We start from the raw sequence: 17,718 nt of genomic DNA, 5'->3' as shown, positions 1-17,718 counted from the left end.
TACAACTAAATTGTCAATACACCTTACTATAGAGGCGAGATTTAAAAATGTGAATAGCCCCTTGGTCTCAATTTTTCACTTTGGCTACCAGAGGATTGTATTCTTAATCCTGGTTTCTCTTCTATCACACCGATAGGAAAACAAACCAAATTTTCTTTTTGAAGTTCCCGATTAAAAGAATCCAGTTGTTGTGCTGATACTGTAAAACATAATTCGTAATCATCACCTCCTGAAAGAGCCAAGTCAATAGCTTGTTCAGGGCAATATTTATTTAATAAAGGATGCACTGGTATCGCTTCTTTAAACAAACTGGCTCCAACACCACTGGCAACACAAATGTGATTTAAATCAGCACTCAATCCGTCTGAAATATCAATAGCAGCAGTGGCGTATTTCCTTAGCAAAGGACATAAATCAATGCGTGGCTTGGGGTGTAATAGTTTATCCATTAACTCCATTTTATCTTTGGAGTTCACTTTTTGATCATCTAGCAATTTTACAGCTAATCCTGCAGCACCCAGCTGACCTGAAACCAGGATTACATCACCTGCCATTGCTCCACAACGTCTGATTGATTGACCTTGAGGTGTAATGCCCATTATGGTCAACGTCATTGATAATGGACCCTTAGTGGTATCACCACCGATCAGATCGACATTAAATAAACCAAGTGAATCTTTTATTCCTTTTGCAAAGGAATCAAGCCAGCTTTGATTCAATTCGGATAAGGTCAATGCAAGAGTTATCCAGCAGGGCTGTGCTCCCATTGCAGCCATATCGCTGATGTTTACCATTACTGCTTTATAAGCAATATCGTAGGGATTCCACTGGGGAAGAAAATGAACTCCTGAAACCAAGGTATCCGTGCTTACTAACAAATTCATCCCTTCAGGTATTTGCAAACACGCGGCATCGTCCCCTATCCCCAAAAGAACATCATTTCTCTTAGGTGGAATGGATTTAAAATAATGTTCAATAAGACTGAATTCATTCATTATCAATGCTGACTTCAACAGAACGAACCTGTTTTGCCAAATTGTTCAATACACCATTAACGTAGCGAAATCCTTCTTGAGAACCAAACTCCTTGGTTAAAGATACCGATTCATCAAGAATGACTTTGTAAGGTATTTCCGGACAATGGAACAATTCAAATGCTCCTATTCTTAAAGTGGTCAGCTCGATGGGATTCAAGGCATTAACTTCTCTATCTAGGAAAGGGAGTAAACTCGCCTCCAAAGCGTCTACATGAGTGGGGACACCATATAACAGTCGGCAAAAATAGTCACCATCTACCTTATCCATATTATTAATTGCTCTAAATTGAGCTTCAATTTCATGAAGATCGGTGCCAGACATTAGCCATTGGTAAAGGGCTTGCAATGCAAGTTTTCGAGCTCGCCTTTTTCCACGAATTGATTGTTTTTCCACAATTACCTCATATTTGTTTTAGGATTTAGCCAAGACTTCTCCTTATCTACTTTGTGGCTATTCACCTGGAATTTTTTTCTTCTATAATCTTAAAAAATCCGAGTCACGACCGTAAGGGAGCGGATGGTCTTACATCCGCTCCCTTACGGTCGCGGCTCGGATTAATGCGCCCGGATTATCAAACCTTAACTTATCCTACCTTCCTTTAAATTATAAGAGTCGCATAGAGAGTCACGGTTAACTGTTATTCTTCTTTTTTCATTTGATCTATTGTTTGCCTAAAATCACTAACGTCTTTAAATCGTTTATACACCGATGCGAAACGCACATAAGCAACGTGATCAAGTCTGAATAATTCCTTCATTACTAACTCGCCAATGACTTGGGAATCCAGCTCTCGATCACCTCTTCTGCGAATTTCCTGAGTAATGGAAATGATGGCTTTTTCCAAATCATCGACGCTAACAGGCCTTTTCTCCAAAGCCCTTAACATACCCGAACGTAAGTTCTCAATGTTGAATGGTTCTCTTCTTCCATCGCGTTTTATAATTAATGGCATAATCAGCTCAGCCGTTTCAAAGGTAGTGAAACGCTCATGACACTCTAAACATTCACGTCTTCTGCGGACCTGAGCACCATCAGCAACCAGACGTGAATCGACTACTTTTGTTTCTTCTGCATGGCAAAATGGACAGTACATGATTAGGCATAAACCGGAAATTCACGACATAAAAGCAATACTTGAGTTCTCACTCTGGAAATATTGGTCTCATCATTAATATTATCAAGTACATCTGCAACCCAGTTAGATAAGAGAGTAATTTCTTTTTCTTTAAAACCTCTTGTAGTTGCAGCGGGAGTACCTAATCGTAAACCACTGGTTACAAAAGGTGAACGTGGATCATTTGGAACTGAATTTTTGTTTACCGTTATATTGGCTCTGCCTAAAGCAGCATCGGCTTCTTTGCCTGTAATTTCCTTATTAATTAAATCAACTAGCAGAAGATGATTATCTGTTCCACCAGACACAATATCGTACCCTCGACTTTGCAACACCGAACACATAGTTCTGGCATTGATCAAGATTTGTTGTTGATAAGTTTTAAATTCTGGTAATAGGGCTTCTGCAAAAGCTACTGCCTTAGCTGCAATAACATGCATTAAAGGACCACCTTGCATACCGGGAAATACAGAAGAATTCAACTTTTTTTCAATTTCTTCATTTTCTTTACAAAGAATTAAACCACCTCGAGGCCCCCTTAACGTTTTATGGGTTGTAGTAGTGACCACATCCGCATAAGGTAGCGGAGAGGGATATAATCCAACTGCAACCAACCCTGCAACATGAGCCATGTCGGCCATCAAATAAGCCCCTACTTTGTCTGCTATCGCTCTAAATCTGGCCCAATCTAAAGTTCTTGAATAAGCTGAAAAACCAGCTATGATTAATTTCGGTTTATGTTGAAGAGCAAGTCTCTCCAATTCATCGTAATCAATCAAGCCTGTATTAGTATCAACACCATATTCTATAGATTGATATAATTTACCTGAAAAATTTACTTTTGAACCATGAGTCAAGTGTCCACCATGGGGCAAAGCCATGCCAAGAAAGGTATCGCCTGGAGATAGCAATGCCATCATAACGGCCGCATTAGCTTGCGAACCAGAATGTGGTTGAACATTGACGTAATGAGCTCCAAAAAGCTGCTTTGCTCTTGAAATAGCCAGCTCTTCCGCCACATCAACAAACTCACAACCACCATAATAGCGTTTACCAGGATATCCTTCAGCATACTTGTTGGTAAGCACAGAGCCTTGTGCTTGCAACACTCTAGGACTTACGTAATTTTCAGATGCGATTAATTCAATATGTTCTTCCTGACGTCGTTTTTCATCAGAAATTGCTTTAAAAAGAACATCATCAAAATTTTCTATAGTATAACTTCCGTTAAACATGAATGTTCCTTGGTTTAGGGGTTATATTTACCTTGATTTTACAATAATGTCGTTACGAACGCTCTTAACGCCATCTACACCTGCTGCGATGATACCTGCTCGTTTTTTTATCCTTCGGGAATCAACAAAACCACTAAGCTGAACTTGATCCTTATACGTTTTCACTTTTACGGCAAACCCTGTAGTTCCCAATTGATCAACCAAACTGGTTTTTACCTTGGTGGTTGTCGTTGAACTATCAAGATATTCCCCTGTACTTTCTGACAGAGGGGAAGCAGCGCATGCAATAATTATCATGGATATAGATCCCACTAATAACATCTTAAGTGAGTCACGCATAAAGGCCCCTTAAAGATAAAAACGTTATTAGAGTACCATAAAATTTATCCAGATACGAAGAGGATAATAGTACAATTTGAGTTCTTATGAGAAAAAAATATCCCACATTTAACCGCTTTAACTCGTGTTAAGCGAGGCCTTAAATGTCAGCTATGCCCATGAATTTTTTTCCGCTCCTCGGGAGGTGCCCCATAAGATGGCTCTACCTGGACTGTTGCTCCCTGATTTGTATCATGCCCATGAATATTAGAATTGGGATGGCCATGGGTAGTGCCATTATTAGAAGAATGTCCGTGCACATAACTATTATTTGTATCGTGCCCATGAACATTTTTCTGGACTTCTGCTCTAGCTTGCGTTGGAGGAGGACTGACTGCAACAGCATTACCTCGAGTTTCAACATGATCATGATAAACTCTTGCTTTTGGCGCTGTATAGTATCGATTATTACTATGATATCGCTGATTGTAATGGCGATGATTATGTCCTTGGGGATAATACCGATTGACCTCGACCCGAGGAGCAGGACCCCAAAATTCTGGTGGATAAATATCTTCTTGGACAACAGTACAGGATGAAAGCAAGGGAAAAAATAAAACGCAGGGAATGAGGTATTTCATGTACAACTCCTCAAAAAAGAAGGGAAAGCTCTCAAAGAATCAAGCTTCCCCTATTTTCATGAATTATCTGGTGGATAATTCAGCTTTAGCTTCTTTCAAGTAAGGAACAACTCGGATGGTGCTGTTAACATTTGTCCAACCGGAATAAATAGTGTAATAAGGAGATTGGATAGTAATGTACATACCACTATGGCAATAGAAATTATAAAAGAGGCTTATATAATGAGGTGACTCATAGCGATAAATATTAAAATCCAACGTTGAGCCATCGTCAAAAGTACCGAATACACGAACGTCTGTGAAGCTTTGATTAATGATTTCAATTTGACAATAACCAGGATAGGTTACGCTTTTTTGTATTGATTTCTTGTCTGCATTATCAGCTTTAGGATGTAAATGAAGATTGGCAGCGAAAACATTAGAGAATAAACTGAAACATACAACAAATAACAATGATTTTAACTTCATGTGCTTCCCCTTAGTAAGATGGAAGTCGCATAGTATCAGAGTATCCAATTTAGTCAATAGGATTTTTTTGTACCCATAAAACAAGCCTTCTTCACAAGTCCATTCTGTTAATAATCGCGGCACTAATAATCAGGAAATTGCGCTCCTCCTCAGTGCTCAGCCTGAACGGTTTCGCGATAATTTCATTCTAAAATTCGTAGGTATAAGTCAGCTCAGGATGACATCGTTTTGTTTATATTGTAGACAAAATATGATTTTACCCTGTAAGTATTCATAAACAATAAGGTGATAAAGTATATGTTTATGTTATATTTGATAAACAGGACTTACGAAAGACTCCAATCTCTTCATCAAAAAGGTTTTTAATTCGGCCATTTAGTTTATTTAAACTCCCTCATTAAAAATTTTTTTGCCTCGACCTTGGCGTTTTTCGTAAGTCCTGTAAACTAATTTTTTTTGCATCTCTTCACCGCCTTTAAAATCCTGGTGAGAAGCCAGACTTGAGTGTAGCTTGAGCACCAAATGCGGCTTTTCGGTGAACTGTGCTGAATAATTATAATTTTTTTGAGTATTAACAGGGGAAGAAAATGAATAAGCGATTGACTATCATGGGGATAACCTTATTGGTTGTTTTCGGTGGAATCATTGCTTTTAATCTAATTAAGGCATTTATGATTAAACAATTCTTCGCCAGTTATGAACCTCCTGCCGTTACTGTTTCGTCTGCAGTTGCACAATCAGTGGATTGGAAGCCAACCATTGATGCTGTAGGCAATTTCGTTGCAATCAATGGAGTAGATGTGAACTCCGAGGCATCGGGTAATGTCGTTAAAATTCATTTTGAGTCAGGTCAATACGTAGAAAAAGATGAGCCATTAATCACTATTGATGACAGCATTGATCAAGCCTTGCTTAAATTTAACCAGTCCGAATTAACTCTGAAAGAGCTTAGTTATAAACGGCAAGCTGATTTATTTAAACGCGGCGCTACCCCAAGCTCCAGTGTTGACGAAGCCAAAGCGAACTTGCAACAGGCACAAGCAAAAGTAGAACAAATTCAGGCTCAAATTCAACAAAAACATATAGGAGCCCCCTTCTCTGGTCGCCTTGGTATTCGCCAGGTCAACCTGGGTCAATACGTCACACCAGGCCAAACCTCCATCGTCTCTTTACAATCACTAGACCCACTCTATCTAGAGTTTTATTTACCTGAGCAATATTATAAGAGGGTTCATGTGAATCAACCTATCACCTTCAGCGTAGAGGAATTCCCTAATATTCTTTTTGAAGGAACTATTTCTGCAATCAACTCTAAAGTCGATTTAACCACTCATAACGTTCAAGTTCAGGCCATTTTGCCAAACTGTCCTGCTGATGCAATTAAAGACCCAACCAAATCACCTCTTATCAAAACACGTAAACAAATTAGAGGAGATAAACTCAGTGTCAGCTGCAATTCAGAATTGAACAAGCAAAATAAAATAAAGAACTTTGTCTTTATACCCGGTATGTTTTCCTCTATTGAAGTGGACCAGCCTGCCGAACCGAACACGATTATAGTACCATCCACAGCAATTTCTTATAGTCTCTATGGAAATGCTGTCTATATCATTGAAAAAAACAAAGAGGGCAAGAAAAATAAGGATGGCACTGATCAATTGGTTGTAAACCGGATTTTCGTCACTACTGGGGAACAACAAGGAAATTATACAGTCATCAAGTCAGGCATTAAGGCAGGTCAATTGGTTGTAAGTACCGGTGACTTAAAATTACAAAATGGAACACCTATTGTTATTAACAACAGTGTTAATCTTGATTCTGACAGTGAGCCAAATAAGATAGGGCAATAGACCGTGTTGATAATTCGGTTTTTAAAATTCTTTAAGATATCAACGTGCCCAAATAATAAGCTCAATTGTTTTTTATTCACAATTTGGATCATCGTCAGTTTTTTAGCAGGATAACTTATGAAATTCACAGATCTATTTATCAAACGCCCAGTTCTTTCCATAGTGGTAAGTCTGCTGATTTTTTTATTCGGGATAAATTCCATATATAAAATGCAAATTCGTCAATATCCCAGAATGGATAATACTGTCATAACTGTTATGACCAGTTATCCTGGTGCTGATGCTGAACTCATAGCAGGATTTATCACAACTCCACTTGAAAGTGCGGTTGCCAGTGCTGAGGGAATAGATTACATGACCTCTTCCAGCGCCCAGGGACTGAGTACAATTACCTTAAATATAAAATTAAACTTCGATCCCCAGATCGCTTTTACTGATGTCATGAGTAAAGTACAACAAACTCTCAACCAATTGCCCAGGGAGTCACAACAACCAGTCATCTTAAAAAAATCAGACTCGTCAACGGCATTGATGTACATTAGTTTAGACAGTAAGGATATGACTCCACAACAAATTACTGATTACGCCACTCGAGTAGTTCAACCACAACTTCAAACCGTCGCAGGTGTTGCAAAAGCCGATATTTTAGGAGGTCAAACCTACTCCATGCGGATATTTATGAATCCAATTAAAATGGCTGCTCTTAATGTCACTCCTTCTGACGTATCAACCGTTTTAGCGAGCAATAATTTCCTGACTGCGGCTGGAAGTACCAAAAGTGAATATGTAGCAATTAATTTGACTGCTAAAACTGACTTGAATAATGTTGAAGGATTCGAAAAACTTATCGTCAAAAGTGATAAAGGCTCAATAATAAGGTTACGAGATATTGCCAAAATAGAATTAGGTTCTCAAAATTATGATAGCTCAGTGACTTTCAATGGTAAAAAAGCTGTATTTATATCAATTACTCCAACACCAACAGCAAACCCGCTTACAGTAATTAATGAGGCAAGAAAACTATTCCCTTCAATTGTCAAAGAATTTCCACCGTCCTTAACAGGTACCATAGTTTACGATGCAACTGCCTTTATTCGAGCTTCCATTCATGAAGTAATAGAAACAATCGTTGAAGCTGCGGTGATTGTTATTATTGTTATCTTTTTATTTCTAGGATCTATTCGCTCGGTTTTTATTCCGATAGTTACCATTCCACTATCATTGATTGGCGTTTGTACTTTGATGCTCATGCTTGGCTATAGTATTAACCTGCTTACCCTTCTTGCTTTTGTATTAGCTATTGGATTAGTAGTGGATGATGCTATTGTCGTGGTAGAAAACGTTCATCGACACTTGGAGGAAGGAAAAACTCCATTTGAAGCCGCAATGATAGGTGCGAGAGAAATAGCAACCCCAGTTATTGCAATGACCATTACTCTAGCAGCTGTCTATGCACCGATAGGATTTATGGGTGGCTTAACAGGTGCCTTATTCAAGGAGTTTGCTTTTACATTAGCCTGCGCAGTTATTATTTCGGGAGTCATCGCCCTAACGCTTTCTCCCATGATGTGTTCCAAAGTTTTATCTATAGAAGCCAGTAGTGGAAAATTCTCTCTTTTTCTCGATGATTTTTTTAACAAACTTAAAAATATATACAAAAATACACTTCACAATTTATTAAACACACGAGAGATTATACTTCTATTCGCAGCAGTAGTTATTTTAATGTTACCTTATTTATACACTAATACTGCTGCCGAAACAGCGCCAGATGAAGATCAAGGGTTCTTTTTTGTGATAGCCAATGCGCCGCAATATGCGACATTAAATTATATAGAGGCGTTTACAAAACCCTTTGATTCTATTTATAAAAGTTTTCCAGAAACAGAAAACTATTTTACCGTTAACATGAGTCAACCCATTTCTGGAATGGTTCTAAAACCTTGGGATGAAAGGAAAAAAAGTCAATTTGCTTTAAAAGAACCTTTACAGAATAAATTATCTCAAATTGCTGGACTCAAAACCTTTGCTGTTGTCCCTCCCCCACTTCCAGGCGGCGGTGGTGGTACTCCCGTGCAATTTGTTGTTACAACAACCAATGATTTCCAAAGCTTAATGGACGTATCTAATAAATTAGCAGAAAAAGCAAAAAACAGCGGCCTATTTATTTATATAGATAACTCTCTTAAATTCAACCAACCACAGATTGAATTTGACATTAACCGCGCTAAAGCATCGGAAATGGGCTTGGATATGCGAGATATCGGAAGCAGTTTAACCAGCGCTCTTTCTGGCAATTACATCAATTATTTTAATCTGGAGGGCAGGAGTTATCAGGTAATACCCCAACTTTCACGTAAATTTCGCCTTACCCCAGAGCAACTGGGTCAAATTTATGTTAAAACATTAAACGGAAAAATGGTTCCATTATCAACAGTAGTAACCCCTGTGGAAAAAACACAACCAAATGCGGCAACTCATTTCCAACAATTGAACTCCGCAACTATTCAGGCGGTTATGATGCCTGGTAAAACACTAGGGCAAGGATTGGAATTTTTGCAACGAGCCGCAGCAGAAGTTCTACCCAAAGGATTTACTTATGATTATGGAGGTGAATCCAGACAATTTATACAAGAAGGTAGTGCCCTGGTTTTTGCATTCCTGTTTGCAATTATTGTTATCTTTTTAGTGCTTGCAGCCCAATATGAGAGTTTTCGCGACCCATTAATTGTTCTAATTAGTGTACCGATGTCCATATGTGGAGCCCTGATTCCCCTTAATTTAGGACTCGCTACAATTAACATTTATACTCAAGTTGGTTTAATCACTTTAATTGGGCTCATCAGTAAGCATGGAATATTGATAGTAGATTTTGCCAACCACTTACAGCGCGAAAAAAATCTTGATAAACGCACTGCCGTTGAGGAGGCTGCTGCCATCCGATTGCGACCTATATTAATGACTACGGCAGCTATGGTATTTGGAGTAATACCTCTGCTTATTGCAAGTGGGGCAGGAGCAGTAAGTCGATTTGATATAGGATTAGTTATCTCTTCAGGATTATTAATTGGGACATGCTTTACACTGTTTGTGGTACCTACTATGTACACTTATATAGCTGAAGATCATAGACCTAAGCCCAGTGAACCAGCCGAAATAGCATAATCATAGAAAAAGCGATTCAAAGCTACTGCACTTGCCATGCCTTGTACTGCTTTTTCCAGGATAATTTCACTTTTTTAAAAATGGCTAAATTCCCGTACTCTATGATAAAATTCTAAGTTTTTACCAGTACAGGCTTTACAATGATGGATAAAACCTATTCTCCCGAAGCAATAGAACAATCAATTTATAAGAAGTGGGAAAGTCATCATTACTTTCAACCCCGTGGTGAAGGTAAACGATTTTGTATTATGCTGCCGCCTCCCAATGTTACTGGGAGCCTCCATATGGGTCATGGATTTCAACATACTATTATGGATGCTTTAACCAGATACCACCGTATGCTTGGTGATAAGACTTTATGGCAACCAGGTACTGATCATGCTGGCATCTCAACTCAACTTGTTGTAGAACGCCAATTAGAAGCAGAAGGAATTTTAAGGAAAGATCTGACTCGTGAACAATTTCTGGATAAAGTGTGGGAATGGAAAAATGAATCAGGTAATACCATAACTCAACAAATGAGACGTTTAGGTGCTTCGGTGGATTGGAGTCGAGAACGTTTCACCATGGACGAAGGATTATCTGCAGCTGTACAAAAAGTGTTTGTACAACTTTATGAAGAAGGTTTGATTTATCGTGGTACTCGCCTGGTGAACTGGGACCCCAAATTAGGTACCGCCGTTTCAGATCTTGAGGTGCTGTCCGAAGAAGAAGATGGATTTCTTTGGCACATTCGTTATCCAGTTGTTGACTCTAAAGAGTTTTTGGTAGTCGCTACAACACGTCCTGAAACCTTGCTTGGGGATTCTGCTGTAGCAGTTCATCCTGATGATTCACGCTTTAAACACCTAATAGGAAAACAAGTTCAACTCCCTCTATGCGACAGAACAATACCTGTAATTGCAGACGAGTATGTTGATAAAGAATTTGGGAGCGGGTGCGTTAAAATCACCCCGGCTCATGATTTTAACGATCATGAAGTGGGAAAACGTCATCAATTACCACAGATTAATATATTCACTAAAAAAGCAACCATTAACAAAAATGCCCCTTTAAAATATCAAGGCATGGATAGATTTGTTGCCAGAGATCAAATCATTAAGGATTTGGAAAATGAAGGTTTTCTGATTAAAACAGATCCTCATAAATTAAAAATACCCAGAGGTGAAAAATCCAATGTTATTATTGAGCCCTTATTGACTGATCAATGGTATGTTAAAACCAAGCCACTGGCTGAGCCTGCCATTGCAGCCGTAAAAAAAGGAGACATTCGCTTTATTCCTGAAAGTTGGGATAAAACCTATTTCCAATGGATGGATAATATTGAAGACTGGTGTATCAGCCGCCAACTTTGGTGGGGGCATAGAATTCCTGCATGGTATGATAATCACGGTAATATTTATGTAGGTTATAGTGAAAACGACGTCCGTTTTAAACATAAGATTGAAGAGTCTACGCCTCTAAAACAAGATGAAGATGTTTTGGACACTTGGTTTTCATCAGCCTTATGGCCCTTTTCAACATTAGGTTGGCCAGAACGTACCCCTGAGCTGGAACAATTTTATCCTACCTCTGTATTGGTAACCGGATTTGATATTATATTTTTCTGGGTTGCCCGTATGATCATGATGGGCTTAAAATTCACTGGAAAAATTCCTTTTAAGGAAGTGTTTATAACGGGTTTGATTCGTGACAGCGAAGGCCACAAGATGTCAAAATCCAAAGGCAATGTATTGGATCCTCTGGATATTGTTGATGGAATTGATCTTGACTCTTTAATAGCCAAACGAACTTCTAATCTTATGTTAAACTCAGTTCGCGATAAAATTATAAAAGCAACCCGCAAAGAGTTTCCTGAAGGAATCAGCGCTTATGGGACAGACGCATTACGATTTACTTATTGTTCTCTAGCATCAACTGGACGTAACGTACGTTTTGATGTAGGACGAGTCGAAGGATATAGAAATTTTTGCAATAAATTATGGAATGCTGCTCGTTACGTTTTATTAAATACTGATGAAGAGCAGGTTGACTTTGGAGACGGGGCCTTTCAATACAGCCCAGCGGATCAATGGATATTATCCCGTCTACAAAATACAATTAGTAAAGTACATCATTATTTTGAAACTTACCGGTTTGATCTGTTGGCAAACACACTTTATGAATTTGTCTGGCATGAATACTGCGACTGGTATCTGGAACTATCCAAGCCCATACTACAAGATGAACAAGCTTTAAGTGCCATGAAAAGAGGCACGCGAAGAACGCTAATTCATGTTCTGGATCAAATATTAAAGCTACTTCATCCTTTGATGCCATTTATTACCGAAGAAATTTGGCAAAGGACCACAAAATTTACCAGTGAAAATGGGATCAGTATTATGCTAAGCACTTATCCCAAGGTCAATGAAGAGTTCATAAATCCCTCAATAGAGGACGAATTGGATTGGCTAAAATCAGCAATTCAGGCTCTACGCACCATACGTAGTGAAATGTCCATTTCTCCTGCCAAACTAATACCATTACATATACGTAATATTACTCCTTTACTTAAGGAGCGCCTTGTAAAATATGAAAAGCTCCTAAAGACTCTTGGTAAGATAAATAACATCAATTATTTAAGTTCAGATGAAAAAATCCCGGTTTCGGCAACCGCCGTATTAGGTGAAATAGAATTACTGATTCCAATGGCGGATTTGATTGATAAAGAAGCAGAATTATCAAGACTGAATAAAGAACTTGCGAAACTGGATAAAGATATTGATCTTGCTCAAGGAAAGTTAAATAATCCTAAATTCACTGATAAAGCTCCTGATGAAATCATTGCCAAAGAGAAAGAAAAATTAGCCCAGGCTCAATTGGCCAAAGAAAAGCTATTACAACATAAAATCAGGATTGAATCATTGTGATTAAATGAGTTAGAACTCACATTCTAATGGATAATCAAATAAATTATCTCTAAGAAGGCACTCATTCAAAAGTGCGGCTCGGTTTAAATCATAATCCGAGCCGAGCCTGTAAAGGAGCGGACAGCGTAAACAATTACCATTATTTTAAAGAAAGGATGTCTTCCAGTGACAACTCAATTTAACACTCTTAAATCCTATATTTTTCCCATCATTTTACTTTTGTCTATTCTACTTGGGGGATTATCTGGATATGTTTTCAATCAAAATGTTGCGTGGTTAAAACCATTTGGTGATATTTTCCTTAATTTGATTTTTACTACTATCGTACCTCTTATTTTTTTCAGTGTATCCTCCGCCATTGCAAGAACCGGCTCTTTTGGAAAGCTGGGTAAAATATTTTACTCTATGGCAGTTGTGTTCCTATTCACAGGCGTAATAGCTGCTCTTTATGCCATTTTTATTGTACAGCTTTTTCCTCCTGCGCAAGATATGTCTTTGCCCTTGGAAACATCCAAGCAGCTTTCCTCCATCAATATCTCTAATCAATTTATAGACATTTTTACAGTTTCTGATTTTTCAAAGTTATTCTCACATGAACATATTCTGGCATTAATCCTATTTTCAATATTAGTAGGATTAGCTGCGGCCCATTCCAAAGACAAAGGGGCTATTTTTAATTCCTTCTTAAAAGCAGGTGAAGAGATATTCATGTATGTGTTTCGCCTGATTATGTATTATGCTCCTATCGGTTTTTTTGCCTATTTTGCAGTCATAGTCAGTGAAATCGGACCTAAATTATTGGAGAGTTATCTACGCATCGCCATACTCTATTATTCTGCTTCAGTGGTCTACTTCTTTCTTGCTTTAACAGGATATGCTTATTTGGCTGGAAAATCTCAAGGCATCCGGCTATTTTGGAAAAATATCTTCCTTCCTGTGGTTACTTCAATCGCAACATGCAGTAGTGCTGCCAGCATCCCTGCTAATTTGATGGCAACAAAAGCCATGCGTGTTCCTCCCGAAATTTATGAAACCACAATTCCTTTAGGTTCTATAATTCACAAAGATGGATCAGTAATAGGTGGGGTTTTTAAAATTGCCTTTTTATTCGGAATATTCCATTTACCTTTTACCAGCCTGCCGGTCCTTTTTACAGCACTGGGTGTTTCCCTTTTAGTTGGTACAGTTATGGGAGCCATACCAAGCGGAGGTATGCTTGGAGAGTTGTTAATTCTGTCAGTTTATGGGTTTCCTCCCTCTGTTTTAATTGCGGTAGCTGCCATTAGCATTATCATTGATCCCATAGCCACAATGGTCAATGTAACATGCAACAGCGCTTGCAGCATGATGATTGCACGCTTCGTTGAAGGTAAAAATTGGTTTCTGAAACCCTCCAATGGAAATAGCCTATAATCTATATATCATAGGCCCCATATACAAATCACGTCATGTTTTTTATAAATGGGCTGTTTGGAGGAAGTAGTAATGAAAAAGATATTATGGATTATCCCGAATCTTTTATTTATCTCAAGTTCTTTTGCTATTGAAATGCCTGCGAATATTCAAAACCCCAATAAAGAGTTACTGCCTTCACCTTTTCCAGTTTATGTCATTGAAGGTTCTGGGGTTATCAATCATCCTTATCCTGGAGCAAAAAAAGTACTCTTACCTACCGACAACAGCTACACGGATTATCCAGGATGCTATATTGCTTGTTATTCTCATAATAGTGGTGCCTATGCCATTTCTGCGACAATCTCAGTCATGGGACAAATACGAGTTAAAGGCGAATACGAGGCTCGAATTTGTCAGCCTGATGGTTATAAGAATCAAGACATTAGTGCATCATACCAATTCAAGCAACTTTGTTCTGAAAAAATTCCCTCTTGCAGCAATAACAGCTGTTGGGCTGGTGGCGATACTGGTGGGTGGTTTGGAATTCAATAAAGAGACAATAGGATAATATAAGAGTTTATTAAAATGTGTTTCATCTGTCCGCTCCCTTACGGTCACGGCTCGGATTATAATATCAACCGAGCCGTGACCGTAAGGGAGCGGATATGAACTAAATTATTTAGGATTTAGGCAAAATTCCAAGATCGAGGCAAAAAATGTTTTTAATGAGGGAGTTTAAACTAAATGACGAATTAAAAACATTTTTTAACAAAGAGATTGGGATTTTGCATCCTATTATTGACTTTAATAGGGCGTAAGCTCGTCCCAGTCCACACGACACTGACCTACAATAAATAAAATCGTCAGAAATGATTAATCAATTAACTCAGATTTTACTTCTACATACGCGACGATTTATCCACCATGCTAGAAGAATAGTAGAAACCACACCTAAATATACGCCATAATGTTTCCACGAAGATCCAACCAATTGTAATGCATCTGGACTATGAAAAATAGAAAATGGTATAGCCAGTAACACATCCATGATCGCTGATCCTGCCACTAAACCACAGGCAATAAGAGTACCTTTTTGTTTCCTAATTATAGATTCTTCCGATGTAATTTTCACTCGCCCTAAACGTTTTTGAACAAATAACGCAATCATTCCTCCAATAAACAAAGGAAAGGAGGAAGAAAGAGGTAAATACATGCCAATTGCAATACCTAAAATTGATAAATTAAGAAAGCGCTTTATATTTAAAATTCGATTGAGAAAAATAGCCAGTAAAATAATACAGGCTCCAGCCAGCATCATATTCCAAGGTAATGAGTTTCTAAACACTGCTTCAGTAATAGCAGCCATTAATGCAGCCGTTGGGGCAGGCAACGATTGCGCCACATCCATACCCGCACGCGGCATTACCCCTGCGATACCATAGACATTAAACAGAATCTGCATTACTGGAGGAATGACCAACGCAGAAATAATGACCCCCACTAACAACATGACCTCTTGTTTCCATGGAGTTGCGCCGACTAATTGCCCTACCTTTAGATCCTGAGTATTGTCATTAGCTATGGCCGCTATACCCGTCACCACTGCGCCAATGATAATCGTAATAGCTTCTGCTGCCTGAATTTGTTGCAGGCTTAAAGGAAGAGGTAATAAATGGTTAATTGCAGAAACCAATAACCATGCCGCAAAAAGCATACCCGAAATAACTACTGAACTTCCCGGACTTGCAGTCACACCTACCATTCCGGAAAAATAAGCTGTAATTACTGAGAATAAAAAACCTATGACTAAAACATAAATCACGCCCAAAAATACTATGGTTGGTGAATAATCATTCTCTAAACCAACTTGCCCTAATGGAAAAATAACTTGAAAAAACAAAAACATTATTCCTGCCATTAATCCAATACCCATTAGTATAAATGGCATAGGAATATCTTTCTCAGTACGTGGAAATTGCTCTCCAGTCCTGCTCTTGGAGATGTAAGACCTGAATGATGTTCTAACACTTCTGGCTAATGGCTTCACTAATTTTATAAAGGTCCAAATACCAGCAAACAGCATAGCTCCTATTCCCAAATAGCGCATTTCGCTATTCCATAATAAGGTAGCAGCTTGCTCTGCTGGATATTGATTTAAAAATTCAGGATAAAATTGACTAACTATGGGCAAAGCAACCAACCATGAAATAACTGCTCCCAGAAAAATACTAATTGCCATATCATGGCCAACCAGGTATCCAGCACCAATCATGGTTGCTGAGAAACCAGCACCTAACCCGAAAAGCGATCGCTTGACGACAAACCAATAACCCCAGCTGTTAGCAATTAACTTGAATCCAACTTGCAATAACTCAATAAATCCACCTACAACACCACCAAGAAATATGTCTTTAATACCCACCTTATCGGCTGAGGATTTCAATACTTCTGCAATAGCTCTTCCTTCAGGAAATTTGAGTGTTTCATCGTTCACTAAAATACGCCGCAAAGGAATAGAAAACAGAACACCCAAGATCCCACCACAAACTGCAATAAAAAAGTTAGTGATGTAATCAAAGTGATTCCAAAAACCAATGATAATGAGAGCAGGTATAGTATAAACAATGCCCCCTGCGACCGCCTCACCGGCTGAGGCTGCTGTTTGAACTGCATTATTTTCAAGAATAGTCGAGTTCTTGAAAAATCTCAGAATTCCCATGGAAATGATGGCTGCTGGAATGGAGGCCGAGGTTAGTATTCCTAGCTTTAAAGCCAGATAGGCATTTGACATTGCCAATAACACAGTCAAAATTATTGCTAATAGAATGACTCTTAAAGTTAATTCAGCTACTTTTGCATTAGCTGGAATAAAAGGGGTATCAGACATTAATTACCCCACACTGCTTTGGAAATTTCAGGTTTAACCATAGAAGAAATCAGTGATAATGGAACATTCACTGTTTGCTCACCATAAACGTAGGCTGCTACTTGATAAGTGTTAAATACGATAGCGATTCCATTTTTAGTGAAATGCCAAATACTATAATTTTCCACAGTAGGCTTAGTACCATCCTTGATCCAGTTTTCGTCTGAAATCTTTTTTTCAGTCATTTCTTTTTCGGCGAGCTTAGAGATTGGTTGTAAATAATCCGCACCTGAAACGAACAAATCGGCTAACTGCACAGGTTTCCCCTTAATAAAATTCAAAATCGCTACTGAATTGGAAGGATGTGCTGCACCTCGATGATAAATGGAAACATTAAACCAAACACTCAATGCATTTGTTGATTGATAAGGAATTGTATAGGTAATAGTTAAGCCAGTTTTACCAGGAGCATCGGCTGGGGTATCCGCATCCTCTGATAATTCATTCATAAAACTCTTTTGCTGATTAGTAATAAATTCCTTTACCGTCTGATTTACTCCATTAGTTGGCAATCCCTGAGGATATTTAATATCTAATATATAATCCGCAGTTTCATTTTTAATGACTTCCGTTGTAACCGCTGTAGCAATCAATGAATAACATAAAATACTAAATGCCAGACCAATTTTATTCATTAAATTCAATCGTATAAGCATCTT

The 17,718-nt window shown here is 38.4% G+C and carries 14 protein-coding genes; 5 read left to right on the top strand and 9 right to left on the bottom strand.

Features of this window, described 5'->3' with window-relative positions:
- Positions 1-41: 41 nt before the first annotated feature.
- The 7 genes from thiL to ACZ5EK_RS03760 form a co-directional block, all read right to left on the bottom strand.
- Positions 42-995: a thiamine-phosphate kinase gene (thiL, locus tag ACZ5EK_RS03790; protein ID WP_464431474.1), complete on the bottom strand. Its 954-nt coding sequence runs from the start codon at positions 993-995 to the stop codon at positions 42-44.
- On the bottom strand, positions 988-1,431 hold the full coding sequence (gene nusB / locus ACZ5EK_RS03785) for a transcription antitermination factor NusB (RefSeq protein ID WP_464431473.1): 444 nt from the start codon (positions 1,429-1,431) through the stop codon (positions 988-990). The genes thiL and nusB overlap by 8 nt, the downstream gene beginning before the upstream one ends.
- A gap of 244 nt (positions 1,432-1,675) precedes the next feature.
- Positions 1,676-2,131, bottom strand: a complete 456-nt coding sequence (gene nrdR, locus ACZ5EK_RS03780) for a transcriptional regulator NrdR (RefSeq protein ID WP_464426618.1) — start codon at positions 2,129-2,131, stop codon at positions 1,676-1,678.
- A gap of 2 nt (positions 2,132-2,133) precedes the next feature.
- Positions 2,134-3,387, bottom strand: a complete 1,254-nt coding sequence (glyA, locus tag ACZ5EK_RS03775) for a serine hydroxymethyltransferase (protein ID WP_464431472.1) — start codon at positions 3,385-3,387, stop codon at positions 2,134-2,136.
- Between the two features lie 27 nt (positions 3,388-3,414).
- Entirely contained in the window at positions 3,415-3,726 is a 312-nt protein-coding gene (locus ACZ5EK_RS03770; RefSeq protein ID WP_464431471.1) for a BON domain-containing protein, read from the bottom strand.
- A gap of 146 nt (positions 3,727-3,872) precedes the next feature.
- A complete protein-coding gene (locus tag ACZ5EK_RS03765; protein ID WP_464431470.1) occupies positions 3,873-4,346 on the bottom strand; it encodes a hypothetical protein in 474 nt (157 codons plus the stop codon).
- A 63-nt stretch (positions 4,347-4,409) separates the two neighbouring features.
- Positions 4,410-4,814, bottom strand: coding sequence for a hypothetical protein (locus tag ACZ5EK_RS03760; protein ID WP_464426612.1), 405 nt, complete (start codon positions 4,812-4,814; stop codon positions 4,410-4,412).
- Between the two features lie 587 nt (positions 4,815-5,401).
- Here ACZ5EK_RS03760 and ACZ5EK_RS03755 point away from each other — a divergent pair.
- The 5 genes from ACZ5EK_RS03755 to ACZ5EK_RS03735 all read left to right on the top strand — a co-directional run bounded on the left by ACZ5EK_RS03755 (position 5,402) and on the right by ACZ5EK_RS03735 (position 14,685).
- On the top strand, positions 5,402-6,664 hold the full coding sequence (locus ACZ5EK_RS03755) for an efflux RND transporter periplasmic adaptor subunit (RefSeq protein ID WP_464431469.1): 1,263 nt from the start codon (positions 5,402-5,404) through the stop codon (positions 6,662-6,664).
- Between the two features lie 117 nt (positions 6,665-6,781).
- Positions 6,782-9,829 carry an efflux RND transporter permease subunit gene (locus ACZ5EK_RS03750; RefSeq protein ID WP_464431468.1) on the top strand — a complete coding sequence of 1,016 codons (3,048 nt, stop codon included), beginning with the start codon at positions 6,782-6,784 and terminating at the stop codon, positions 9,827-9,829.
- Positions 9,830-9,972: 143 nt separating this feature from the next.
- Positions 9,973-12,738: a valine--tRNA ligase gene (locus ACZ5EK_RS03745; protein WP_464432451.1), complete on the top strand. Its 2,766-nt coding sequence runs from the start codon at positions 9,973-9,975 to the stop codon at positions 12,736-12,738.
- A 165-nt stretch (positions 12,739-12,903) separates the two neighbouring features.
- Complete coding sequence (locus tag ACZ5EK_RS03740; RefSeq protein ID WP_464431467.1) at positions 12,904-14,151, top strand: dicarboxylate/amino acid:cation symporter; 1,248 nt, start codon at positions 12,904-12,906, stop codon at positions 14,149-14,151.
- Positions 14,152-14,223: 72 nt separating this feature from the next.
- Complete coding sequence (locus ACZ5EK_RS03735; protein WP_464431466.1) at positions 14,224-14,685, top strand: hypothetical protein; 462 nt, start codon at positions 14,224-14,226, stop codon at positions 14,683-14,685.
- Positions 14,686-15,019: 334 nt separating this feature from the next.
- Here the strand turns inward: ACZ5EK_RS03735 and ACZ5EK_RS03730 are convergent, their stop codons facing one another.
- Together ACZ5EK_RS03730 and ACZ5EK_RS03725 are read right to left on the bottom strand one after the other, a co-directional pair.
- Positions 15,020-17,020: an OPT family oligopeptide transporter gene (locus ACZ5EK_RS03730; RefSeq protein WP_464431465.1), complete on the bottom strand. Its 2,001-nt coding sequence runs from the start codon at positions 17,018-17,020 to the stop codon at positions 15,020-15,022.
- A complete protein-coding gene (locus ACZ5EK_RS03725) occupies positions 17,020-17,715 on the bottom strand; it encodes a DUF3298 and DUF4163 domain-containing protein (protein WP_464431464.1) in 696 nt (231 codons plus the stop codon). The genes ACZ5EK_RS03730 and ACZ5EK_RS03725 overlap by 1 nt, the downstream gene beginning before the upstream one ends.
- Positions 17,716-17,718: the final 3 nt, after the last annotated feature.

The organism is Legionella sp. JM-2024 (assembly GCF_055389095.1).
Note: the sequence above shows the minus strand (reverse complement) of the source record. Positions and strands in the feature narration are given on the sequence as shown.